Origin of the sequence: Amycolatopsis samaneae (assembly GCF_039541975.1) — a bacterium.
Classification (GTDB): Bacteria; Actinomycetota; Actinomycetes; order Mycobacteriales; family Pseudonocardiaceae; genus Amycolatopsis; species Amycolatopsis samaneae.
Window position 1 is genome coordinate 677,719 of the sequence record NZ_BAABHG010000002.1, and the last position, 21,315, is coordinate 699,033.

Annotated in this window: 23 protein-coding genes; 8 read left to right on the forward strand and 15 right to left on the reverse strand. The window is 71.5% G+C overall.

Translation table 11 applies throughout. The features are described from left to right. Positions 1–15: 15 nt before the first annotated feature. Positions 16–777, reverse strand: a complete 762-nt coding sequence (locus ABD987_RS06400; protein ID WP_345388277.1) for a lysophospholipid acyltransferase family protein — start codon at positions 775–777, stop codon at positions 16–18. 236 nt (positions 778–1,013) lie between these two features. On the opposite strand from ABD987_RS06400, the gene ABD987_RS06405 reads away from it, so the two are divergent. Genes ABD987_RS06405 through ABD987_RS06415 form a run of 3 tightly spaced genes read left to right on the forward strand, consistent with a single transcriptional unit; the run spans position 1,014 to position 3,451 of the window. Beyond that, a complete protein-coding gene (locus ABD987_RS06405) occupies positions 1,014–1,784 on the forward strand; it encodes an alpha/beta hydrolase (RefSeq protein WP_345387963.1) in 771 nt (256 codons plus the stop codon). Continuing rightward, on the forward strand, positions 1,781–2,293 hold the full coding sequence (locus ABD987_RS06410; RefSeq protein WP_345387965.1) for a hypothetical protein: 513 nt from the start codon (positions 1,781–1,783) through the stop codon (positions 2,291–2,293). The genes ABD987_RS06405 and ABD987_RS06410 overlap by 4 nt, the downstream gene beginning before the upstream one ends. Positions 2,294–2,311: 18 nt before the next feature. Further along, positions 2,312–3,451 carry a glutamate--cysteine ligase gene (locus tag ABD987_RS06415; protein ID WP_345387968.1) on the forward strand — a complete coding sequence of 380 codons (1,140 nt, stop codon included), beginning with the start codon at positions 2,312–2,314 and terminating at the stop codon, positions 3,449–3,451. Positions 3,452–3,594: 143 nt separating this feature from the next. On the opposite strand, the gene ABD987_RS06420 is transcribed toward ABD987_RS06415, so the two are convergent. From ABD987_RS06420 to ABD987_RS06450, 7 genes are read right to left on the reverse strand one after another with little or no spacing between them, the layout of a single operon-like run. Next, complete coding sequence (locus ABD987_RS06420; protein WP_345387971.1) at positions 3,595–4,461, reverse strand: NUDIX hydrolase; 867 nt, start codon at positions 4,459–4,461, stop codon at positions 3,595–3,597. A gap of 4 nt (positions 4,462–4,465) precedes the next feature. After that, complete coding sequence (locus ABD987_RS06425) at positions 4,466–5,425, reverse strand: ROK family protein (protein WP_345388280.1); 960 nt, start codon at positions 5,423–5,425, stop codon at positions 4,466–4,468. 18 nt (positions 5,426–5,443) lie between these two features. Next, a complete protein-coding gene (locus tag ABD987_RS06430; RefSeq protein ID WP_345387973.1) occupies positions 5,444–5,908 on the reverse strand; it encodes a hypothetical protein in 465 nt (154 codons plus the stop codon). Further along, positions 5,905–7,062 (reverse strand): ArsA family ATPase, encoded by a 1,158-nt coding sequence (locus ABD987_RS06435; RefSeq protein WP_345387975.1) that lies wholly within the window; start codon positions 7,060–7,062, stop codon positions 5,905–5,907. The genes ABD987_RS06430 and ABD987_RS06435 overlap by 4 nt, the downstream gene beginning before the upstream one ends. Before the next feature lie 32 nt (positions 7,063–7,094). Beyond that, the gene (locus tag ABD987_RS06440) at positions 7,095–7,532 is read right to left on the reverse strand and encodes an SRPBCC family protein (protein WP_345387978.1); all 438 of its coding nucleotides are present in this window, start codon (positions 7,530–7,532) and stop codon (positions 7,095–7,097) included. Positions 7,533–7,559: 27 nt separating this feature from the next. Next, on the reverse strand, positions 7,560–8,357 hold the full coding sequence (locus ABD987_RS06445) for a metallophosphoesterase family protein (RefSeq protein WP_345387981.1): 798 nt from the start codon (positions 8,355–8,357) through the stop codon (positions 7,560–7,562). A gap of 8 nt (positions 8,358–8,365) precedes the next feature. Continuing rightward, positions 8,366–8,776, reverse strand: coding sequence for a polyketide cyclase / dehydrase and lipid transport (locus tag ABD987_RS06450; protein ID WP_345387984.1), 411 nt, complete (start codon positions 8,774–8,776; stop codon positions 8,366–8,368). A gap of 167 nt (positions 8,777–8,943) precedes the next feature. Here ABD987_RS06450 and ABD987_RS06455 point away from each other — a divergent pair, with 167 nt between their 5' ends. Next, positions 8,944–10,740 carry an AMP-dependent synthetase/ligase gene (locus tag ABD987_RS06455; RefSeq protein ID WP_345387986.1) on the forward strand — a complete coding sequence of 599 codons (1,797 nt, stop codon included), beginning with the start codon at positions 8,944–8,946 and terminating at the stop codon, positions 10,738–10,740. A 54-nt stretch (positions 10,741–10,794) separates the two neighbouring features. Here ABD987_RS06455 and ABD987_RS06460 read toward each other — a convergent pair whose 3' ends face one another. Continuing rightward, positions 10,795–11,517: a TetR/AcrR family transcriptional regulator gene (locus ABD987_RS06460; RefSeq protein WP_345387988.1), complete on the reverse strand. Its 723-nt coding sequence runs from the start codon at positions 11,515–11,517 to the stop codon at positions 10,795–10,797. An 89-nt stretch (positions 11,518–11,606) separates the two neighbouring features. On the opposite strand from ABD987_RS06460, the gene ABD987_RS06465 reads away from it, so the two are divergent. The 3 genes from ABD987_RS06465 (at position 11,607) to ABD987_RS06475 (ending at position 13,972) form a co-directional block, all read left to right on the forward strand. Beyond that, a complete protein-coding gene (locus ABD987_RS06465; protein WP_345387991.1) occupies positions 11,607–12,560 on the forward strand; it encodes an ATP-binding cassette domain-containing protein in 954 nt (317 codons plus the stop codon). After that, positions 12,557–13,342 (forward strand): ABC transporter permease, encoded by a 786-nt coding sequence (locus ABD987_RS06470; RefSeq protein WP_345387994.1) that lies wholly within the window; start codon positions 12,557–12,559, stop codon positions 13,340–13,342. The genes ABD987_RS06465 and ABD987_RS06470 overlap by 4 nt, the downstream gene beginning before the upstream one ends. A gap of 63 nt (positions 13,343–13,405) precedes the next feature. Beyond that, on the forward strand, positions 13,406–13,972 hold the full coding sequence (locus ABD987_RS06475; protein ID WP_345387997.1) for a TetR/AcrR family transcriptional regulator: 567 nt from the start codon (positions 13,406–13,408) through the stop codon (positions 13,970–13,972). A gap of 39 nt (positions 13,973–14,011) precedes the next feature. Here the strand turns inward: ABD987_RS06475 and ABD987_RS06480 are convergent, their stop codons facing one another. Beyond that, entirely contained in the window at positions 14,012–15,085 is a 1,074-nt protein-coding gene (locus ABD987_RS06480; protein ID WP_345388000.1) for an FAD-dependent oxidoreductase, read from the reverse strand. A gap of 13 nt (positions 15,086–15,098) precedes the next feature. Then, entirely contained in the window at positions 15,099–16,343 is a 1,245-nt protein-coding gene (locus tag ABD987_RS06485) for an aspartate aminotransferase type Ic (protein WP_345388003.1), read from the reverse strand. A 73-nt stretch (positions 16,344–16,416) separates the two neighbouring features. Here ABD987_RS06485 and ABD987_RS06490 point away from each other — a divergent pair, with 73 nt between their 5' ends. Continuing rightward, a complete protein-coding gene (locus tag ABD987_RS06490; protein ID WP_345388282.1) occupies positions 16,417–16,914 on the forward strand; it encodes a hypothetical protein in 498 nt (165 codons plus the stop codon). Positions 16,915–16,983: 69 nt separating this feature from the next. Here ABD987_RS06490 and ABD987_RS06495 read toward each other — a convergent pair whose 3' ends face one another. Genes ABD987_RS06495 through ABD987_RS06510 form a run of 4 tightly spaced genes read right to left on the reverse strand, consistent with a single transcriptional unit; the run spans position 16,984 to position 21,295 of the window. Next, a complete protein-coding gene (locus tag ABD987_RS06495) occupies positions 16,984–18,198 on the reverse strand; it encodes a cytochrome P450 (RefSeq protein ID WP_345388006.1) in 1,215 nt (404 codons plus the stop codon). 31 nt (positions 18,199–18,229) lie between these two features. Beyond that, a complete protein-coding gene (locus ABD987_RS06500; RefSeq protein ID WP_345388009.1) occupies positions 18,230–19,456 on the reverse strand; it encodes a cytochrome P450 in 1,227 nt (408 codons plus the stop codon). Between the two features lie 37 nt (positions 19,457–19,493). Further along, on the reverse strand, positions 19,494–20,315 hold the full coding sequence (locus ABD987_RS06505; protein WP_345388012.1) for an ABC transporter permease: 822 nt from the start codon (positions 20,313–20,315) through the stop codon (positions 19,494–19,496). Next, entirely contained in the window at positions 20,312–21,295 is a 984-nt protein-coding gene (locus tag ABD987_RS06510) for an ATP-binding cassette domain-containing protein (protein WP_345388015.1), read from the reverse strand. Before ABD987_RS06510 ends, ABD987_RS06505 begins: the two co-directional genes overlap by 4 nt. Positions 21,296–21,315 lie beyond the last annotated feature (20 nt).

The window sequence follows — 21,315 nt, forward strand, 5'->3', positions numbered from 1 at the left end:
GGGAACCCTAGTCGGTCAGCCGACCTTGCTGTCGGGCACCCGGGTGGCGTCGGACGCGGACGGCTGCGCCGGCACCTGGGGACGCACCCCGGCGGCGTCGGCGGCGAGCAGTTCCTTGGCCTTGGCCGCGTAGATGTCGACGTACTCCTGGCCGGACAGCTCCATCAGCGCGTACATGATCTCGTCGGTGATGGAGCGCTCCACGAACCGGTCGCCCGAAAGTCCTTCGTACCGCGAGAAGTCCAGCGGCTTGCCGAACCGGACCTCCAGCCGGCGCGGCCACCACATCTTCGAGCCGATCGGGTTGACCTTCTCGGTGCCGATCATCGCGACCGGGACCACCACGGCACCGGACTCGAGCGCGATACGGGCCACCCCGGTCTTGCCCTTGTACAGCCGCCCGTCCGGCGAGCGCGTGCCCTCAGGGTAGATGCCGAGCAGGTGACCGTCACGCACCAGCCGGATCGCGGTGTCCAGCGCGGCCTGCGCGGCGTTGCCGCCGGAGCGGTCGATCGGGAACTGGCCGACCCCGGTGAAGAACCACTTCTTCAGCAGGCCCTTGAACCCGGGCTCGGTGAAATATTCCGACTTGGCAGGGAAGGTCACCTTCCGCTTCACCCGCAGCGGCATGAAGAACGAGTCGGCGACGGCGAGATGGTTGCCGGCGAGGATCGCGCCCCCGGACGCCGGGATGTTCTCGGCGCCGACGACCTTGGTCGGCCACAGCAGCTTGAGCAGCGGTCCGATGAGCACATACTTCGCCAGCCAGTAGAGCACTCTGCCCGTCTCCTCACCCACGCTCGGCCGGGTCCGGCCCAGTCCGACGAACCAGAGTACGAACCCGGGACGCCCCCGCACAACGCGAGCCACCCGGTTACCCGGCGGCAGCGACCGATCTCACAGCGCCGCCCGGGTGATCCGGGCGGTGGCCGGAGGCCCACAACGTCCCCCGGCCGTGCGAACATGGGTGGCCCACAGTGTGGCCTCAAGCGATGGAGGAGGAAGGCGATCGCATGGGCGTTCTCGCCGGCGCGGAGCCGTTCGCTCACCCCGGTACCACCGGCGCCGGATTCCTGCTGTGCCACGGTTTCACCGGAACCCCGGCGAGCATGCGCGCCTGGGGCGCGCACCTGGCCGACGCCGGGTACGCCGTACGCTGTCCGCTGCTGCCGGGGCACGGCACGCGGTGGCAGGACATGAACCGGACAGGATGGCCGGACTGGTACGGCCGGGTCCGCGAGGAACTGCTCGCGCTGAAGGCGGAGTGCGCCACGGTGTTCGTCGCCGGGCTCTCGATGGGCGGGACTCTGACCCTGCGGCTCGCCGAGGAGTTCGGCGACGCGATCGCCGGGATCGTCCTGGTCAACCCGTCGGTGACGACCCTGCGCCGGGACGCGAAGTTCCTCCCGCTGCTGGCCGGGCTCCTCCCGTCGGTCCCCGCGATCGCGAACGACATCGCCAAGCCGGGTGTCACCGAGCTGGCCTACCCCCGTACCCCGGTGCGCGCCGCCGCGAGCCTCGCGCGGTTCTGGCGGATCGTCCGGGCCGACCTGCCGAAGGTCACCCAGCCGACGCTGCTGCTGCGTTCGGCGGTGGATCACGTCGTCGAACCGGTGAACGCGAAAATCGTCCTGGACGAGATCGGCGGCACCGACGTCACCGAGGTCATACTGGAGAGGAGTTTCCACGTCGCGACCCAGGATCACGACGCGGACCTGATCTTCACCCGCAGCGTCGAGTTCGCACACTCGATCCGCGCGGGGCTGACGGAGGAAGCCAGATGAGCCGGGGGCCAGGCAAGGACGGGCCGGAAGACGTCGACGCGACGTTCGCCGAGATCGTCGCCGATCTGCGGGCCGAGGGTGTCGGCCTGCTGTCCGAAGACGAGGACACCGTCACCGACACCGAGCCGAAGAAGCTCGATCCGCCGCCGAAACCACCGGAGCCCACTGGGACGGCGGGCACCACGGGCACGGCCGATCCCGGCTGGCGCGGCGGCGGGACGAGCTGGGACAGGACGATGTTCGCCGAGGACCCCGCGTCCGACGACGAGCACTTCGTGCCCCCGGAGCCGCCGCCGCTGCCCCGCCCGCGCAAGGGCGCCTTCGTGGTGCTGCTGTTGTTCATCGTGGGCCTGCTCCTGCTGATCATCCCCGGCTTCATCGGGATCAGTCAGGCGGTGGCCACCCCGCTCGGGATCCTCGCGCTCGCGACCGCGATCGCCCTGCTGCTGCTCCGCGTCCGGCAGGGTCCCCCGCCCGGCGCCGATCCCAGCAACGGCGCCCAGGTCTGATCCGACCGGGATCCGCCGATGCACGTCGAGTTCACTCCGTCCCGCCGGTCCACCGTCGGCGCGGAGTGGGAGCTGGCGCTGGCCGACCGGCGCAGCGGCGAGCTGTCCTCGGTCGCCGAGCGGGTGCTCGAGGCCGTCCGGCCCGCGCCCGGCGAGGAGCACCCGAAGATCAAGCAGGAACTGCTGCTCAACACCATCGAGGTGATCACCGGGGTCTGCCGGACGATCGGCGAGGTGACCGCCGACCTGGCCGGGACGCTGGACACCGTGCACGCGGTGTGCGACCGGTTCGGCGTCGAGCCGTTCTCCGCCGGGACGCATCCGTTCTCCAGCTGGTACCAGCAGAAGGTCACCGACAAGGCGCGCTACGCCAAGCTGATCGACCGGACCCAGTGGTGGGGACGACAGATGCTGGTCTACGGCGTCCACGTCCATGTCGGCGTCGAACACCGCGAGAAGGTCCTCCCGATCCTCGATTCGCTGCTGATCTACGCGCCGCACCTGCAGGCGCTGTCGGCGTCCTCGCCGTACTGGGGCGCCGAGGACACCGGGTACGCGTCGAACCGGGCGCTGATGTTCCAGCAGCTGCCGACCGCGGGCCTGCCGTTCCAGTTCACGAAGTGGCCGGAGCTGGAGGGCTACGTCGCCGACATGGTCACCACCGGCGTGATCGACGACTTTTCCGAGATCCGCTGGGACATCCGGCCCTCGCCGCGGCTCGGGACGATCGAGATGCGGGTCTGCGACGGGCTGCCGACGCTGGAGGAGGTCGGCGCGATCGCCGCGCTGACGCAGTGTCTCGTCGAGGACTTCAGCACCCGGCTCGACGACGGCGAGGTACTGCCGACGCTCCCGCCGTGGCACGTGCAGGAGAACAAGTGGCGGGCGGCGCGCTACGGCACCGACGCGATCGTCATCCTCGACGCGCGCGGACGGGAACGCCTGGTCACCGAGGACATCCACGAGCTGCTGGACCGGCTGGAACCGGTCGCGCGCAGGCTGGGTTGTGCCGGTGAACTCCGCGACGTCGAGACGATCCTGCGGTACGGGCCGAGCTACCGGCGGCAGCGCGCGGTGGCCCGGCAGCACAACGGCAGCCTCAAGGCGGTCGTCGCGTCGCTGATCACCGAGATGCGGGACGGGATCGCCCGGCACTGAACGGCGAACTCGCGTACCCGGACGGACGACTCGCGTACCTGGGCGGTCGGCTCGCGTACCTGGAGGGTCGGCTCGCGTACCGGAACGGACGACTCGCGTGTCTGGACGGCGAACTCGCGTGATTGGGCGGCGAACTCGCGTGATCAGGGGCGTAACTCGGCCAGGAGGGTGGCGGGGCCCAGGGTGGTGGCGCCGAGCGCGGTGACGCGGGACTTCAGTTCGCGGTCGGCGGTGGCGACGACGACGTGGTCGCCGGGGCGGGAGCGGGCCTCGGCGGTGACGGCGACGATCGCGGAGTCGCCGTCGGTTTCGGCGTCGACGACCTCGACGCCGGGAATCGGTTCGACGCCTCGGGCCCTGCCCTCCACGACGAGGATCACGCGGGGCCACCACGTCCAGTCCGCGCCGGCCCCACCGCCGACGACGGCGTCCGGAAGTCCGGTCACCGACAGCGAAGCGAGCTGGTCACGCAGCCGGACGGCGGCGCCGAACCGGTCGCGCCACCAGCCGTCCGGGCGGGACCCGACCACGTTCGCGCCGTCCACGACGAGCACCAGCGCCCGGTCCAGCTGGGCACGCAGCCCCGGCCACGCCGCGGCGAAGTCGCGGTGCAGCCGGAACCCGGCGACCTCGTCGGGACGGACCCAGCGCAGTTCGGCGCTCTCCGAATTCGCCACCCGTTCCTCGATCCTCCCGGCCACCGAAGCGACCACCGTGGTGTAGCGCCAATCCCCGTGTTCGACCACCGACGCGGACAACGTACGGACCGTGCCGGGAGCCACCGCCGCCTCCTCGCGCGCCTCGCGGACCGCCGCCTCGCGCGGGGTCTCCCCCGCTTCGAGCGCGCCGCCGGGCAGTGCCCAGGTCCGCCCGTGGTGCACCCACCAGGCCCGGCGCTGGAGCAGCACCCCGCGCGCCGGATCGGACAGCAGCAGCCCCGCCGCGCCGTGCCTGCCCCAGTGCAGCCTGCCGCACGAACAGCGCACGAACACGTTGGCGGGAGGAGTCATCCTCCTACCGTGACACACCGACCTGCGAACCGGCGGCTTTCGCCACGTCCATCGCCAGCGCGGCCGCGCCCACGATCGCGGTGTCGTCGCCGAGGTGCGTGGTCCGGATCCGGGCCAGCGGGCGGTGCTTGGCGCCGGTGATCGCGCCCGCGTAGTGCTCCCTCGCCTCGTCCAGGAACAGCGGCGCGGACTCCGACACCCCACCGCCGATGACGATGATCTCCGGGTCGAACACGTCCGCCACCAGCGCGAGCCCCTCGCCGAGCCACTTCGCCAGTTCCGTCATCGCGCGCTGGGCGATCGGGTCGCCGTCGCGGGCCGCGCCCGCGACCCGCCTGCCGGTGATCGATCCCGGGTCCCCGGCGACCTCGCGGGCCAGCACGGTCGAGCGGCCCGGATGCCGGGCCAGCAGCTCCACCGCGGTCGCCGCCAGCGCCGTCCCGCTGCAGTACCGCTCCCAGCAGCCGTACTTCCCGCACGGGCAGGCCCGGCCGCCCGGCACCACGGTGAGGTGTCCCAGTTCCGGCGCGACGCCGTACGCGCCGCGGTAGATCTTCCCGTCGAGCAGCAGCCCGGCGCCGATCCCGGTGCCGAGCGCCACCAGCGCGGCCACCTGGGCACCGCGTGCCGCGCCGAACCGGTGCTCGCCGACGACCGCGGAGTTCACGTCGTGCTCCAGCGTCACCGGCAGGCCGACCCGCTTCTCGACGCGTTCGGCCACCGGCGCGTTCCGCCAGGCCAGGTGCGGGGCGAACATGACCGTGCGGCGGTCCCGCGCGACGAACCCGGCCACCGCCAGCCCGATCCCGGCCACCTCGTGCCGGTTGCGGAGCGTCTCGACCACCCCGGCGATGGCGTCCTCCAGGGGACCTTCCTCGCTCGGCGTCGCCACCCGCGCAGTGTCCAGCAGGGAACCGCGCTCGTCCACGACTCCGGCCCGGACGCTCGTCCCGCCGACGTCCACCCCGATCGTCCGCACCGCTCAGTACTCCCGCTCCGGCCGCCATTGATCCCGCCTGCGGACCGTGATGTGCTGCACCCGGGGCGAGGCGGGGGCCCCGGCGGGCTCCGGCTCGCGCCGCGCGGGGTGGAACCCCGGCATGTGCACGCCGTCCTCCGGCTCCCACCGGTCCGCGAGCACCGCTCGCAACAGGGCCACCAGCTGGGCGGCCTGTTCGAGCAGCCGCGCGACGAACTCAGGACGTTCGCCGCGCAGAACGGCGACGATCGCACACAATGGACACCAGCCGCATCCCGGGGTGGTCTCCCCGTGCTGTTCGGCACTGTGCGCGGGGTCCTCGGTGTCTTCTCCGGACATCCCGTGCCCGGCCTTGACGAGGCCCTCCAGCCACGGCGCGGCGTGCTCGGCGACCAGTTCCACCAGCAGCCGGATCTCCTCGGCCAGCCGCGGCCCCTCGGCGCCTCCCGGATTCTCCTGTCCGCTCACCCTGTTCCCCGGTTCCCGGCGGCCATGCTCACGACCAGGCCGTCCGCGTCGGATTCCGCGCCGGTGATCCGGCACGGCCGCAACGTCTCCGGCAGGGCGATGAGCCTGCGGAAGCCGTCCACGGTGATCGCCAGGTCGTCGTCGACGCGGGCGAGGTCGACTTCGGCGTCCCGCCGCAGCGGGATCGCGACACGCAGCAGGTAGCCGTCGCCGTCCTCGGCCACCTTCAGCAGCGGGGTGACCGCCTTCCCGTTGCCCGCCAACGGATCGAAGCCGTGATACAGCTCCTGCGCGATCTCCAGCAGCGCCGGAAGCCCGACCGGCTCGGCCGCGCGGTGCTCGACCGTGGTGACCAGGTCCTGGCCGAACCCGGCCTCGGCGAGTTCGGCGAGCACGGCGTTCTGCTGGGTACGCCGGGTGCGGGCCCAGTTCGCCGCCGAGCCACGCCAGAACCCGGGCGCGGGCATGAGCCGGTTCGCGATCAGGCCGTCGACGGCGATGCCGCGCAGCGCGAGCGAGCTGAGCGTGCGCCGCGCTTCGGCCACGACGACGCGCTCCGGCGTCAGCACGAGCCGGACCGTGGTGACGGCGGGATCGGTGAGCAGCGCGCGCAGCGACTCCAGGTGCCTGCCCAGCCTGCGGACCGCGGTGGCGACGCGGGTGCGGCGCCCCTTGCCCGGCAGGCCGAACACCCGGCCGAGGTAGCCCGACACGGCTTCGGGCAGCGCGAGCAGCCGCAGCGTCTCGGCGGTCGGGCCGCAGTCGACGACGACCGTGTCCCAGGGGCCGCGTTCGGCCAGCCGCTGCACCTCGGTGAGCGCGAGCAGCTCGTCGACCCCGGGCAGCACGGTCAGTTCCTCGGCGTCGAGCGTGTCCAGCCCCGCGCCCGCCAGCAGCGACCGCAGTTCCTCCCGCAGCTCGTGCCAGGTGCTGTCCACGAGCGCGCGGGAATCGATCTGTACCGCGGAAAGGAGACTATCCACTTCGGACGGTTCGGCGCCGAGCACTCGGCCGAAGGCGTCGCCGAGGGAGTGCGCGGGATCGGTGGAGACCACGAGCGTCTTCCTGCCACGGGCGGCGAGCGCCGCCGCGGTGGCCGCGGCGAGCGTCGTCTTCCCGACGCCCCCCTTGCCGGTGAACAGCAGGATCCGCATGCCTACCCCTCGGTGGTGGCCGGTTGCCAGGTTCAGCCCTCGGCCCGGCGCTTGAGCTCCTTGAGCGCGGTGTCCATGACCATCTTCTCGGCCTTGCGGCGCAGCAGCCCGATCATCGGCAGCACCAGCTCGACCGACAGCGTGTAGGTGACCCTGGTCCGGCCGCCGTCGAGCGGCTCCAGCGCGTACCGGCCGTTCTGCGCCTTCTGCATCTGGCCGCGCACGAGGTGCCAGCTGACGCCAAGCCCGTCGGCGTCCCAGTCGTATTCGAGGGTGTAAACGTCCTTGATCGGGCCCGCGTCCAGGGTGAGTTTGACCTGCTTGGCGTGCCCGCCGTCATCCTCGGCGAGCACCTCGGTCTCGCGCACGGCCTTGGCCCACTCCGGGTACGCGGGGAAGTCGGCGATCACCGCCATCACCCGCGCGGGCTCGGCGTCGACCTCGATGGACTGTGTGGACTGCTCCGCCATGGCTGGAAGCGTAGCCGGGCCGCCGCGTCACCAGCGCAGCACGTAGGGCTGCGCGGTCTCCTTGAAGTGACCCACGTTACGACACTCGGTGTACCCGACCCGTACGCGCGGCGCGAGCGGCTGGTGGACGTGGCCGAAGACCGACCAGCGGGGCCGGTGCTCGCGGATGAGGCGGAGCAGCGCCGCCGAGCCCAGTTCGGCCCGCCGCGCGACCACGTCGTAGAGCAGCTCCGGCACCGCAGGGGGGATGTGCGTGCACAGGACGTCGATCCGGCCCTCGGCGGCCATCGCGGCGGCGGCCACGTCGTATTCCTCGTCGGAGCGCACGTAGGGCCGCCAGATGCCGTTGCGGCGGGGCACGACGCCCTCGGGCAGCAGCGCGCCGCCGAGGAACCCGAACCGGAGCCCGCCCAGTACGACGCTTTCCCCGTCGAGCAGGTGGATCCCGGCGCCGGCGAACTCGGGCCACAGCTCGGGGCTGTCCACATTGCCCGGTGTGGCGTAGGTGGGCGCGGTCAACGCGGCGAACAGGGTCTCGTACTGGGCACGGACGGCTTCGTCGACCGCGGCGGCGGGATCGTCCAGCCCGGCCCACAGCGTGCGGGAGAAGGCGACGGTCTCCTCACGGGTGCCCTCACGGCGCAGCCGGGCGAACTGGCCGACCTTCTCGGCGCCGAACAGGGTGCCCATGATGCCCTTGTCGTGCTCGCGGTAGTCGACGAAGTCGAGCAGATCACCGAGCACGAGCAGCGCGTCGGCGCCGTCGCCCGCGCGCTTGAGCGCGTCGGCGTTGCCGTGCACATCGGACACGACATGAACCCGCATCTGTTCCCCTAACCCGCTCGCGGACCGACGCCGGGCTCACGCCCGTCCTCCAGGATCTCCTTGAGCCCGAGCGCGATCGTCTTGGCCGCGCGGGCCCGCCGGTCGAACTCGCGGCGCAGCTCCCTTGGCGGCAGTTCCTTCGGCGTCCCGTCCGGACCGGCCGGGGTGGCGCGGAGGAAGTAGTGCAGCAGGGTGCCGTCGAGCACGGGTTCGGTCCAGACCTCCATGGTACCGACGAGCGCGCCGCGGACCGTCCAGCGCAGGCCCGCCTCGCCGCGGTCGGTGTAGACCTCGAGCACGAGATCGGGCCAGTAGCGCGTCCAGGACCGGGGATCGGCGAAGGCCGCCGCCACCGTGGCGGGTGGCACCACGATGAAGGTCTCGTCGACGAGATCGAGGGCAGGTGAGGCCTGGTTCACGATCGGCAGAATGTCATGCCGTCACACTGCGGGGTCGGTCAGCATGGTCTTAGAGTCCGCCTCACGCTAAGTTGACTGGCGGGTAACCGCCAAGGCACTCACTACCGCCGAGGCGGGGATGGCACGCAGCGGCGAAGCTGCCGCAGCGCTTGAACACGGAGGTCCACGTGCGCGAATACAGCGCCCCCGCCGGCAAGCCGGTGCACGACGACGAGAACCTCGCCGACGTCGTCTGGGCGAACGCCGAGCGGTTCTCCGACGTCGTGAGCTTCCGCCGCCAGGTGGAGGGCACCTGGCTGGACGTGACGGCCAGGGACTTCGCCGCCGAGGTGCTGGCCGTGGCCAAGGGCCTCGCGAACGCCGGGATCGGCCCCGGCGACCGGGTCGGGCTCATGTCGAAGACCCGCTATGAATGGACACTGATCGACTTCGCCATCTGGGCGGCGGGTGCGGTGACGGTCCCCATCTACGACACGTCCTCGGCCGAGCAGGTGCACTGGATCCTGTCGGATTCCGCGGCCAAGGGCGTCTTCGTCGAGACCGGCGGGCACGCCGCGACGCTGGGCGAGGTGCGCGACCGGCTGAGTGATCTCGCCCACGTCTGGCAGATCGAGGGCGACTCCCCCGCCACCGAGGAGCTGGCCGCCGCCGGCGCCGAGATGTCCGACGAGGATCTGCACGCGCGCCGCCGGTCGGTGCGGGCCGACGATCTGGCCACCATCGTCTACACCTCGGGCACCACCGGGCGGCCCAAGGGCGTCGAGCTGAGCCACCGGAACCTCCTCGCCGAGATCCGCGCGGACATCGAGGCGTTCCCGCAGCTGATGGAGCAGGGCAACTCGCTGCTGTGCTTCCTGCCGCTCGCGCACGTGCTCGCCCGCGCGATCGCGGTGACGGCGTTCACCGCGCGGGTCACCCTCGGGCACACCCCCGACGTCAAGAACCTGGTTCCCGACCTGGGCACGTTCCGGCCGACGTTCGTGGTCGCGGTCCCGCGGGTGTTCGAGAAGGTCTACAACGGCGCCAAGCAGAAGGCGCATTCCGAGGGCAAGGGCAAGATCTTCGACGCCGCCGAGGCCACCGCGGTCGCCTACAGCGAGGCCAAGGACGCGGGCGGCGCCGGGCTCGGGCTCACGCTCAAGCACCTGCTGTTCGACAAGCTCGTCTACGGCAAGCTGCGGGCGGCGCTGGGCGGGCGGTGCGTGGCGGCGGTGTCCGGCGGGGCCCCGCTCGGCGCGCGGCTGGCGCACTTCTTCCGCGGCATCGGCGTCCCGGTGTTCGAGGGCTACGGCCTGACCGAGACCTCGGCGGCGGCGAACGTGAACACCGAGTCCGCGTTCCGGGTCGGCACCGTCGGCAAGCCGGTGGCCGGGACCTCGGTGCGGATCGCCGAGGACGGCGAGGTGCTGCTGTCGGGCGACGTCGTGTTCAAGGCGTACTACAACAATCCGGCGGCGACCGCGGAGTCGCTCACCGACGGGTGGTTCCACACCGGCGACCTCGGCGAGCTGGACACCGACGGGTTCCTGAAGATCACCGGCCGGAAGAAGGAGATCATCGTCACCGCGGGCGGCAAGAACGTCGCCCCGTCCGGGCTGGAGGACACGATCAAGGCATCCCCGCTGGTGAGCCAGGCGATGGTGGTCGGCGACCAGCGGCCGTTCATCGGCGCGCTGGTGACCATCGACGAGGAGTACTTCCCGTCGTGGAAGGCCCAGCACGGCAAGCCGGCCGGGGCGACCGTGGCCGAACTGGCCGACGACGCGGACCTGCGCGCGGAGATCCAGTCCGCTGTGGACGAAGCGAACAAGGCGGTCTCGCACGCCGAGTCGATCAAGAAGTTCACCGTGCTGTCGGCGGACTTCACCGAGGCGGGCGGCGAGATCACGCCGAGTCTCAAGCTCAAGCGCAACATCGTCTCGAAGAACTACGCGGGCGACATCGAAGCGCTGTACAAGAAGTAGCCCAGTGGTCCGTGAATGCCACATTGAGGGACTCAGAGTCCCTCAATGTGGCATTCACGGACTTTCGCGAGTCAGTGCGGGGAAACGGGATTCGACGCCGTCGAGGAGCATCGCGAGCCCCTCGGCGAACTGCGCGTCGGTGTCGCGATGCTCGGCCTCGGCGATCACCCTTGTCAGGTAAGGGAATTCGCCAGTTTCCAGCAGGCGCGTCAGGTAGGGCGCCATGCGGTGCTGCCAGTCCTCGCGGCTCGTGCCGCTGCGCTGCGCGACCTGCTGGTCGGCCAGCTCGTCCTGCACGAATCCGGTGACCCAGCGCCGGATCAGGTTCAGCACGGCGAGCATGTCGTCGATCGCCAGCCCGTGCCCGTCGAGCAGCGCGAGGTCACGTTCGTTGCCCCGCAACAGGTTCGGGCCCATGATCGGGCGCCCGGCTGCCGTCACGCCGAGCCACGGGTGCTTCCGCAGGATCGCGCGGTACTGGTGCGCGAGCGTCGCGAGGTCCGCGCGGACGTCGCCGCTCGGCGGGAGTGAGCCGTACCCGAGCGCCTGGTCGATCATCACCGCGTAGAGGTCTTCCTTCGCGGGCAGGTACCGGTACAGCGTCATCGCACCGGTGCCGAGCACGGCCGCGATCCGGCGCATCGAGACGGCCTCGATGCCCTCGGCGTCGGCGATCTCGATCGCGACCTCCGCGATGCGCGCGCGGCTGTACGCGGGCGCGGGCCCGCGCGCCGGTTTCTCCGGGCGCATCCAGATGATCGGGTTCTCCTCGGGCACGGACCACCTCCGCCGACCATGGTAGTTGCGTACGGCGTACTCGGTTCAGTATGGTCTTACTGCGTACGATGTACTCACTGGAGGGGAACATGAACCACATCGTGAGCGCGGAGGGACTCCGCAAGCGATATGGCACGACGACGGCACTGGCCGGGCTCGACCTGGCCGTGCCGGCCCACACCGTCTACGGGCTGCTCGGCCCCAACGGAGCGGGCAAGAGCACGGCCGTCCGCGTCCTGACGACACTGACCAGACCGGACGCCGGGCACGCGACCGTCGCCGGGCACGACGTCGTCCGCCGTCCCGAGCGGGTCCGGTCGAGCATCGGGCTGGCCGGGCAGCACGCGGCGGTCGACGAGCGGCTGACCGGGCGGGAGAACCTGCGCCTGTTCGGCCGCCTTTCCCGGCTCGGGCGGCGGGGCGCGGCGGCGCGGGCGGACGAACTGCTGGCGCGTTTCGACCTCGCGGACGCGGCCGACCGGCTGGTGGCCACCTACTCGGGCGGTATGCGGCGGCGCGTCGACCTGGTCGCGAGCCTGCTCACCGCCCCGGCGGTGCTCTTCCTCGACGAACCGACCACCGGGCTCGATCCCCGCAGCAGGCTGGAGATCTGGGCCACGGTACGGGAACTCGTGGCGGACGGGACCTCCGTGCTGCTCACCACGCAGTACCTCGACGAGGCCGACCAGCTGGCGTCGGCGGTCGCGGTGATCGACCACGGCCGCGTCATCGCCGAGGGCTCCCCCGCCGCGCTGAAGTCCCGGATCGGCAGCCAGCTCGACGTCGAGGTGGCCGACGCGTCCTCTGTGGACAGTGCACGCACGGTGCTCGGCACACTGGCGGGACGGCCACCGGAGACCGATCCCGGCGGCCTGCGGCTCAGCGTCGCGTTCCCGGGCGCCACTCCCCCGCTGCCCGAGATCGTCCGGATGCTGGACAACGCCGGGGCCGTGGTGCGCGACGTCGGGCTGCGGCACCCGAGCCTCGACGACGTTTTCCTTTCCCTGACGGAGAAGGCCGCGCGGAGCGAGGTGCCGGCGTGATCCTCGCGGCGGACAGCTGGACGCTCGTCCAGCGCAGACTGCTCCAGCTGAAGCACCAGCCCGGCCAGCTCGTCGCCATGCTGGCGTTCCCGGCGATCATGATCGTGCTGTTCGGTTTCGTCTTCGGCAGCGCGATCTCCGTGCCCGGCGGCGGGAACTACCGGGAGTACCTGATGCCGGGCCTGTTCGTGATGACGAGCATGTTCTCGCTGTCCTCGTCGATGGTCGAGGTCGCGACCGACCAGGGCCGCGGCGTGATGGACCGGTTCCGGTCGATGCCCACCAGCCGCGCGGCCGTCCTCCTCGGACAGACCGGATCCGACGCGGTGACCGGGCTGCTCGGCCTCGCGGTCATGCTGGTCTGCGGGTACGCCTGCGGCTGGCGCGCGCACGATGGCCTCGGCCCGGCGCTGGCCGCGGTCGGGGTGCTCGTGGTGTTCCGGTCCGCGATGGCGTGGATCGGCACCTGCTTCGGGCTGCTGGTGCGTGACGAGCAGGTCGCCGACCAGCTCGCGCCGCTGTCGATGCCGTTCAGCATGCTGTCGAACGCCTTCGTGCCGACCGGCGGGATGCCCGGCTGGCTGCGCGTGGTGTGCGACTGGAACCCGATCAGCGCGGCGGTCGCGGCCTGCCGGTCGTTGTTCGGCAACCCCGGCGTGCCCGGCCCCGGCGCGGCCTGGCCGCTCGCCCATCCCGTCACCGCGACCCTGCTGTGGTCGGCCCTGCTGCTCGCGATCTTCGTCCCGCTGGCGGTGCGTCGCTTCGCCGGCGCCGGGCGATGAAGTGACCCCAGCCGGGGTACGATCGATGTGGAGGCCATCTCCATTTTCGACGCGAGGGAACGCATGACCACCGGCAAACCACTGCGTGCCGACGCCCAGCGCAAACGCGACGCCCTGCTCGCCGCCGCCCGGAAGGTCTTCGACGCCGGAGAGTTCTTCGACCTGCGCTTCGACGACTTCGCCCCGCTGGCCGGGGTGGGCACCGGCACGCTCTACCGCCACTTCCCCACCCGGGAAGCACTGGCCGAGGCGGTCTACCACGGGGAAGTCGCCGCGCTGTGCGACCGCGCCCACCAGCTCCAGGGCACGCTGCCCCCGGCGGAGGCGCTGGCGGCCTTCCTGCGCGACATGGTCGACCACATTGCCGCCCACCAAGGTCTCGCCAGGACGCTGGCCACCCTCATGGCCGACCGCTCCAGCGCACTCGCCGAAGGCAGCCAAGCGCTGGAACAGGCCGTCACCGGCCTCGTGACCGCCGCCGCGCGAGACGGCGCCATCCGCGACGACGTGGACCCCGGCGCCATCATGATGGCGCTCCACGGCATCGGCGCCGCCCACGACCGCCCCCACTGGCGTACCGAAGCCGACGACGTCATCACCCTCGTACTGGACGGGCTGCGCCAGGCGTGAGAACGCCTTTCCGCGCAAGAAAACGGGGGCCGTGCGCGCTCAGGCCGGGCGGGTACCCGACCGGTAGGCCTCGACGCGGCCGGCGTCGTGCGCCAGTGCCGCCGCGACCAGTTCCTCCATGGGAGCACGGCGTTCGGCCTCGTACGCGGCGAAGGCCGACGGCGCGTCCGGCTGGGCACGCAGGCAGCGGGCGAGGGTGACGGCGTCCTCGATCGCCATCGACGCGCCCGCGGCCGCCGCGGGGGAAAAGGCGTGGACCGCGTCGCCCACCAGGACCATCCCCGGCGTCGACCACTTCGGCACGGACGGCAGGTCGTAGGCGTGGTCGCCGAAGACGTCGTCCCCGCTGGCGGCGATGATTTCCGCCGGTGACAAGGATTCCCCGTCACCGGACACGGCCCGGCGCGCCAGCTCACGCCACTGCTCGGACGTCGTCCCGGCGATCTCCTCCCGGCTCCGCTCGGTGTCGGGAACGCGGGCGAACCAGGACGTCACACCGTCCGGGCCGGTGGTGCAGCCGAACGCGGCGAACCGGCCCCGCACCATCCGGTAGATCCCGGGCGCGGCCGGAACTCCGCGGGCGTAGCCGTAGACCACGCTGATCCCGGTGTAGCGCGGTTCGGGGGCCGCCCGGTCGATCAGCCGCCGCACCGGCGAGCGCAGGCCGTCCGCGCCGACCAGCACGTCGCCGGTGGCCGAGGTGCCGTCCGCGAACCGCGCGGTGACCCCCGCCTCGCCGGTCTCCGCGCCGACGAGCCGTTTGCCGTGCTCGACCGGAATCCCGCGCCGCGCCGTTTCCTCTTGCAGCACACGGTAAAGCGCGGCACGGGTGATGGTCCTTGGCCCCGAACCGTCCGGATAGGACCGTCGCGTCACGACGGCCCCGCCGGGCCCGGCGAGTTCGAGACCGGTGGCGGCGGACGACGCGTGGGCGACCGGGGCGGACGCCCCGATCTCCCGCAGCGCCGCCATGCCGCCCGCCATGAGCACCAGGAACGCGCCCGCGTCCGCGCCACCGGCCCGATGGGCCTCGAACACGACCGGATCGTGCCCGGCCCGCCGCACCGCCATCGCAGTGGCCGTGCCCGCGACCCCGCCGCCGGCGATCAGCACCCGCACCGCCGGGTCAGGCCCGTTCCGCCGCGGCGAGGCGGACGCAGACCGCGACGCCGCGCAGCGCCTCCTCGACCTCGGCCAGTTCGGGGAAGGTCGGGGCGATCCGGATGGTCGCGTCCGCCGGGTCCTCGCCGTGCGGGTGGGTGGCCCCGGCCGGAGTCAGCGCGATCCCGGCCTCCTTCGCCAGCCGCACGACCTCCTTCGCGGTCCCCTCGGGCACGGTGAGCGTGACGAAGTACCCACCGAGCGGCTTCGTCCAGGACGCCAGGCCGGTGCCGCCGAGTTCCTCGGAGAAGATGCGGTCCACCGCGGCGAACTTCGGCGCGATGATCTCCGCGTGCCGGCGCATGAGCGCGCGGACGCCGTCCTCATCGCGCAGGAACAGCGCGTGCCGCAGCTGGTTGACCTTGTCCGGGCCGATGGTCCGCTTGCCCACCAGCGCCGACCACCAGTCGAGGTTGGCCTGCGAAGCGCCGAAGAACCCGACCCCGGCACCGGCGAAGGTGATCTTCGAGGTGGAGCCGAACACGAACACGCGGTCGGCGTTCCCGTGCTCGGCGGCCAGCGCGAGGATGTCGGCCAGCTCCGGCTCGGCGTCGGTCAGGTGGTGCACCGTGTAGGCGTTGTCCCAGAAGATCCGGAAGTCCGGCGCCGCCGTGGTCATCGCGGCCAGCCTGCGGACGGTGTCCTCGGCGTAGGTGACGCCGGTCGGGTTGCTGTACTTCGGCACGCACCAGATGCCCTTGATGCCGGCGTCCTCGGCGACGAGCCGCTCGACGACGTCCATGTCGGGGCCGGTCTCGGTCATCGGGACCTGGATCAGCTCGATGCCGAACCGCGCCGAGAGCGCGAAGTGGCGGTCGTAGCCGGGAACCGGGCACAGGAAGGCGACACGCGGCTCGTCGGCCCAGCGGCGCTCGGCGCCGGGCAGCTTGCTGAGCATCGCCTGCACGGTGGCGTCGTGCATCAGTTCGAGGCTGGAGTTGCCCGCCGCCAGCAGCTGCTCGACCGGGACCTGCAGCGCCGGGGCGAAGATGCGCCGGAGCTCGGCGAGGCCCTCGAGACCGCCGTAGTTGCGGACGTCGGTGCCGTCCTCGGCGGTGTGCGCGCCGTTCGGGAGCGAGAGCAGCTCGGCGGAAAGGTCCAGCTGCCGGGGAGCGGGCTTGCCGCGGGTGATGTCGAGGTGCAGGCCTCGGCCGACCAGCGCCGCGTAGTCCCGGCGGGCGCTGTCGACGTCGACAGGAGCAGTGGTCATGGGGTAACGCTAACCCTGCGCGCCATGGCGCTTTCGCCTGGTCCGGTCACGAGCGGTTACGCTGCGTCCCGTGATGTTCGTCGTGCACGCCGACTACCGGCAGTTCTTCTTGCGGGACAAGGCTTCCCACGAGACCTGGCTGCGCACGCACCCGCGGCCGGAGGTGTGGACCGACGAGGCGGTCACCCGGCACCGGGTCGGCGCCGAACCGCACTCGCTGGCCGTCGGCACGGCCCGGTCCGATCTCGTCGAGGTGGCGCTGACCGTCCACGCCGGACCGCCGCCGGTCGCGGCGGAGGCCGACCACGTGGTGGAGGCCGATCTCGACGCGCCGTCCGGTGCCCTGCACCTGTTCGGCCCCGCGGACTACCCGGCCCGGCACCGGCTCGTGCCGATCGCCCCCGGCCGCCACCGGGTGCGGGTGTCCTACCTGCAGGCCGGGCCGCCCGACGCGGAGTGGAACGACTTCGAGTACGGCGATCACCTGCGGTACGTCCTCGATCTCTGGCCGGTGTCCTCGGCGACGGGAGTCGTGGTGCGGAAGCAGGGCGGAGACCTCTGGGACGGCTGAGCCGGGCAGGGCCGCCGGAAAAGCCGGCGGCGGCACCGGTGTCCCGGTGCCGCCGCCGATCCCCCTTACCTACCCCCGGTCCCAGGTGACCGGAAGCCGATGCACGCCATAGATGTTCTGGATGTCCGGACGCAACGGAATCTCCTCGGGCGGAACGGCCAGCCGCAGCGTCGGGAACCGCGTGAACAGCGCCGGGAAGGCGACCCGCATTTCGACCCTGGCCAGCTGCTGGCCGAGACACTGGTGGACGCCGTGGCCGAAGGTCACGTGCCCGGTGGCCTTCCTGGTGACGTCGAGGGTGTCGGGGTCGGCGAACTTGCCGGGATCCCGGTTGGCGGCCTGCATCGAGATCGTGACCGACTCCCCCGCCCTGATCACCTGCCCGTCCAGTTCGACGTCCTCCAGCGCCGCCCGCACCCCGGTGTGCGTGATGCTCAGGTAGCGCAACAGCTCCTCGACGGCGCCCTCGGCGATCCCCGGGTCGGCGCGCAGCGCGGCGGCCTGCGCGGGGTTGCGCAGCAGGGCGAAGGTGCCGAGCGCGATCATGTTCGCGGTGGTGTCGAGCCCGGCCCCGAGCAGGAAGGTGGCCAGCCCGGCCAGTTCCTCGTCGGTGAGGTCACTGGTGGTCAGCTCGCTGAGGATGTCGTCGGTGGGCGCGGCGCGCTTGGCCGGGACCAGCCCGCCCACGTACTCCATCAGCTCGCCGTACGCGGCCATCTGCGCTTCCGGGCTGGAGCCGACGTCAGTCACGGCCGCCGCGCTGCTCTGGAACCGCTCGCGGTCGGCGAAGGGCACGCCGAGCAGCTCGCAGATCATCACCGCGGGAATGGGATACGCGAACGCCTGGACCAGATCCACCTCGGGCCCCTGCCGCTCCATGGCGTCCAGGTACTCGGCGGTGATCTGCTCGACATGCTCGGTGAGCAGCCGCATCCGGCGCACGGTGAACCGCGCGGTGAGCAGCTTCCGGTAGCGGGCGTGCTCCGGGTCGTCGATCCCGGTCAGGTCGCCGGGCGGCGCGGTCGGCACCTCGGTGACCCCTTCCATGCCGGGAAACGGGTAGTGCGCCAGCTCGTACCGCGAGCTGAAACGCCGGTCGGCGAAGACCGCGCGGGCCTGCTCGTAGCCGGTGACCAGCCAGCCCTCGTGCCCGTCGGGGTAGGTCAGCCGGGTCAGCGGACGTTCCTCGCGGATCGGGCCCAGTTCGGCGGGCGGGTCGAATGGGCACCCCGTGGGACGTGCCGTGGGCAGCTCGGTGAGGCCGGTGCTCGCTTCGTTCGGCATCGTGCGCTCCTTTCGTTCGGTTTCGGCCTGATCAGCGGGCGACGTCGGTCCAGGTGACCGGGAGTTCGTGGACGCCGTAGATGGTCATGTCGGTCTTGAGCTTCACTTCGCTCGCGGGAATCGCGAGCCTCAAGGCCGGGAAACGGTTCAGCAGCCCGGAAAACCCGGCACGCATCTCGATACGGGCCAGCTGCTGGCCGAGGCACTGGTGCACGCCGTGGCCGAAGGCCTGCTGGCCACGGGCGTTGCGCCGCACGTCCAAGGTGTCAGGATCCTCGAAACGCCGGGGATCGCGGTTGGCGGCGAGCACCGACACGACAACGGTCGATCCCGCGCCGATGGTCACCCCGCCGAGTTCGATGTCCTCGGTGGCGTAGCGGAAGAAGATGTCGGCGATGGACAGATAGCGCAGGAGTTCCTCGACCGCGCCGGGCAACAGCTCCGCATCGGCCCGCAGGGCGGCCAGCTGCTCGGGGTGTTCCAGCAGCGCGAAAGTGCCCAGCGCCAGCATGTTCGCGGTGGTCTCGTGCCCGGCGAACAGCAGCAGGAACGCCATGCCGACCAGTTCCTCGACGCTGAGATCGTCGTCGCGCGCCAGGTCGGACAGGAGGTCGTCGCCGGGTTCGGCGCGTTTGCCCGTGACCAGCCCGGCCAGGTACGAGGTCATCGCCTCGTACGCGGCCATCTTGTCCTCGAGCGTAACCTCCCGTTCCAGGAACTTGGTGGTGTGGCGCTGGAAGCTGTCCCGGTCGGCGTACGGGACGCCGAGCAGTTCACAGATCACCAGCGAGGGCACCGGCAGCGCGAACTCCTTGACCAGATCCACCGGCGGGGTCAGCTTCGCCAGTTCGTCCAGCTGCCGCTCGGTGATCTCGTCGATGTGCTCTTCCAGCTGCTTCATCCGCTTGACGGTGAAGGCTCCGGTGAGCTTGCGCCGCAGCCTGGTGTGGTCCGGCGGGTCCATGCTGAGGAACAGGCCCGGTTCCGGCGGGGACGGTTCCGTCTGGGTCGGCATGCCGGGCGTCTCGTAGGGCAGATGGATGATGCCGAGGTCCTGACGGGAGCTGAACCGGGTGTCGGCCAGCAGCTGCCGGACCTCCTCGTACCCGGTGACGAGCCAGCCTTCGTGCCCGTCGGGAAAGAGCAGCGGACTGACCGGGCGGGTCTCGCGCAGCCGGGTGATGGCGCGGGGCGGGTCGAACGGGCCCGCGTCGCGTGCCATCGGGAGGCCCTGGGGAACGGCGGCCGTGTCACTCATCGAAAGGTCCTTTCGTGGTGGTGGATGCGGCGGTCGGTCAGCGGGAGTACTCGCGGTTGAAGAGCTTCTTGGACCAGAGGTAGCCGCCGAGTGCGATGACGGCGCACCAGCTGAGCGCGATCCACCAGTGGTTGCCGAGCGGCTTGTCCATCAGCAGCCCGCGCAGGGTCTCGATGATCGGCGTGAACGGCTGGTACTCGGCGAACCAGCGCAGCCCGGCGGGCATGGAGCTGGTGGGGACGAACCCGCTGCCGAGGAAGGGCAGCAGCATCAGCGGCATGAGCACGTTGCTCGCGGACTCGACGCTCTTGCTCACCTGGCCGAGCGCGACCGCGAGCCACACCAGCGCGAACGCCAGCACCACCAGGAAACCCGCCGTGGCGAACCACGCGCCGACACCGGCGGCGGGCCGGAACCCGACGAGCAGCGCCACGCCGATCACGACCGCCAGGCTCAGCATCGCCTGGATCACGCTGCCGAGAACGTGCCCGGTCAGCACCGAGACGCGGGCGATGCTCATGGTGCGGAACCGAGCGATGATGCCTTCGGTCATGTCCATGGCGACCGAGACCGCGGTGCCGTTGACCGTCGCGGTCACCGTCATCAGGACGATGCCGGGCACCAGGTAGTTGACGTACTCGGCGCGCCCGCCGGAGGCCCCGCCCAGCCCCGCGCCCATCGTGCCGCCGAAGACGTAGACGAACAGCAGCAGGAAGATGATCGGCATCCCGACGAGCTGCACGGTCATCGACGGGTAGCGCACCATGCGCCTGAGGTTGCGGCGCAGCATCGTCGCCGAGTCGCGCAGCGGGTGGAACCGGATCGCGGGCGCGGGGCCGGCGAGGGTGGCGGTGCTCATCGGGTGGTCACCTTCTCGTTCTGGGAGTTCTCGGAGCGGGTGTGCTTCGGGTTGCCGGTCAGGGAAAGAAAGACGTCGTCGAGGTCGGGGGTGTGCACCGACAGCTCGTCGACCTCGATGCCGCGCTCGTCGAGCCGGTCGATCAGGGCCTTCAGCGACCGGAGGCTGCCGTCGCTGGGCACCCGCAGCGCGAGCGCGTCGTCCTCGGCCGAAAGCGTGCCGAGCGCGCGGGTCGCCGCGTCCAGGCCGTGCGCGTCGGCGAACCGGAGCCGGACGTGCCCGCCGGGGATGCGGCGCTTCAGCTCGTCCGCGGTGCCCTCGGCGACCAGGCTGCCGTGGTCGAGGACGCCGATCCGGTCGGCCAGTTCGTCGGCCTCCTCCAGGTACTGCGTGGTCAGGAAGATCGTGACGCCGTCGGCCACCAGTCCCCGGACGATCTGCCACATGCTGCGGCGGCTGCGCGGGTCGAGCCCGGTGGTCGGCTCGTCGAGGAAAATCACCCGCGGGTCGCCGACCAGCGTCATCGCGAGGTCGAGCCGCCGCCGCATGCCCCCGGAGTAGGACGACGCCGGTTTCCCGGCCGCGTCGACGAGGTCGAACTGGTCGAGCAGTTCGGCGACGCGCCGCTTGCCCTCGGTGCGGCCGAGGTGGTTCAGGTCGGCCATCATGCGGAGGTTCTCCGCGCCGGTGAGCAGGTTGTCCACCGCCGAGAACTGGCCGGTGACCCCGATCGCGGCGCGTACCGCGTCGGGTTCCCCGCTCAGGTCGTACCCGGCGACGCGGGCGTTCCCGGCGTCGGCGTTGATCAAAGTGGACAGGATCTTGACGGTGGTGGTCTTCCCGGCGCCGTTCGCGCCGAGCAGCGAATAGACCGTGCCCCGGCCGACGTTCAGGTCGAGACCGTCGAGCACGACGTGGTCGCCGTAGGCCTTGCGCAGCCCGGTCACCGCGATCGCGGGCTGGGCGTGGTTGGTGGTCATGATGTCCCCTGGGAAAAGTA

Bases quoted from the DNA above. Each gene is read 5' to 3' on its own strand.
- ABD987_RS06500 (WP_345388009.1), bottom strand. From the start codon at position 19,456: ATGAGTGACACGGCCGCCGTTCCCCAGGGCCTCCCGATGGCACGCGAC.
- ABD987_RS06505 (WP_345388012.1), bottom strand. From the start codon at position 20,315: ATGAGCACCGCCACCCTCGCCGGCCCCGCGCCCGCGATCCGGTTCCAC.
- ABD987_RS06405 (WP_345387963.1), top strand. From the start codon at position 1,014: ATGGGCGTTCTCGCCGGCGCGGAGCCGTTCGCTCACCCCGGTACCACC.
- ABD987_RS06410 (WP_345387965.1), top strand. From the start codon at position 1,781: ATGAGCCGGGGGCCAGGCAAGGACGGGCCGGAAGACGTCGACGCGACG.
- ABD987_RS06475 (WP_345387997.1), top strand. From the start codon at position 13,406: ATGACCACCGGCAAACCACTGCGTGCCGACGCCCAGCGCAAACGCGAC.
- ABD987_RS06495 (WP_345388006.1), bottom strand. From the start codon at position 18,198: ATGCCGAACGAAGCGAGCACCGGCCTCACCGAGCTGCCCACGGCACGT.
- ABD987_RS06485 (WP_345388003.1), bottom strand. From the start codon at position 16,343: ATGACCACTGCTCCTGTCGACGTCGACAGCGCCCGCCGGGACTACGCG.
- ABD987_RS06440 (WP_345387978.1), bottom strand. From the start codon at position 7,532: ATGGCGGAGCAGTCCACACAGTCCATCGAGGTCGACGCCGAGCCCGCG.
- ABD987_RS06490 (WP_345388282.1), top strand. From the start codon at position 16,417: ATGTTCGTCGTGCACGCCGACTACCGGCAGTTCTTCTTGCGGGACAAG.
- ABD987_RS06420 (WP_345387971.1), bottom strand. From the start codon at position 4,461: ATGACTCCTCCCGCCAACGTGTTCGTGCGCTGTTCGTGCGGCAGGCTG.
- ABD987_RS06465 (WP_345387991.1), top strand. From the start codon at position 11,607: ATGAACCACATCGTGAGCGCGGAGGGACTCCGCAAGCGATATGGCACG.
- ABD987_RS06445 (WP_345387981.1), bottom strand. From the start codon at position 8,357: ATGCGGGTTCATGTCGTGTCCGATGTGCACGGCAACGCCGACGCGCTC.
- ABD987_RS06510 (WP_345388015.1), bottom strand. From the start codon at position 21,295: ATGACCACCAACCACGCCCAGCCCGCGATCGCGGTGACCGGGCTGCGC.
- ABD987_RS06435 (WP_345387975.1), bottom strand. From the start codon at position 7,062: ATGCGGATCCTGCTGTTCACCGGCAAGGGGGGCGTCGGGAAGACGACG.
- ABD987_RS06415 (WP_345387968.1), top strand. From the start codon at position 2,312: ATGCACGTCGAGTTCACTCCGTCCCGCCGGTCCACCGTCGGCGCGGAG.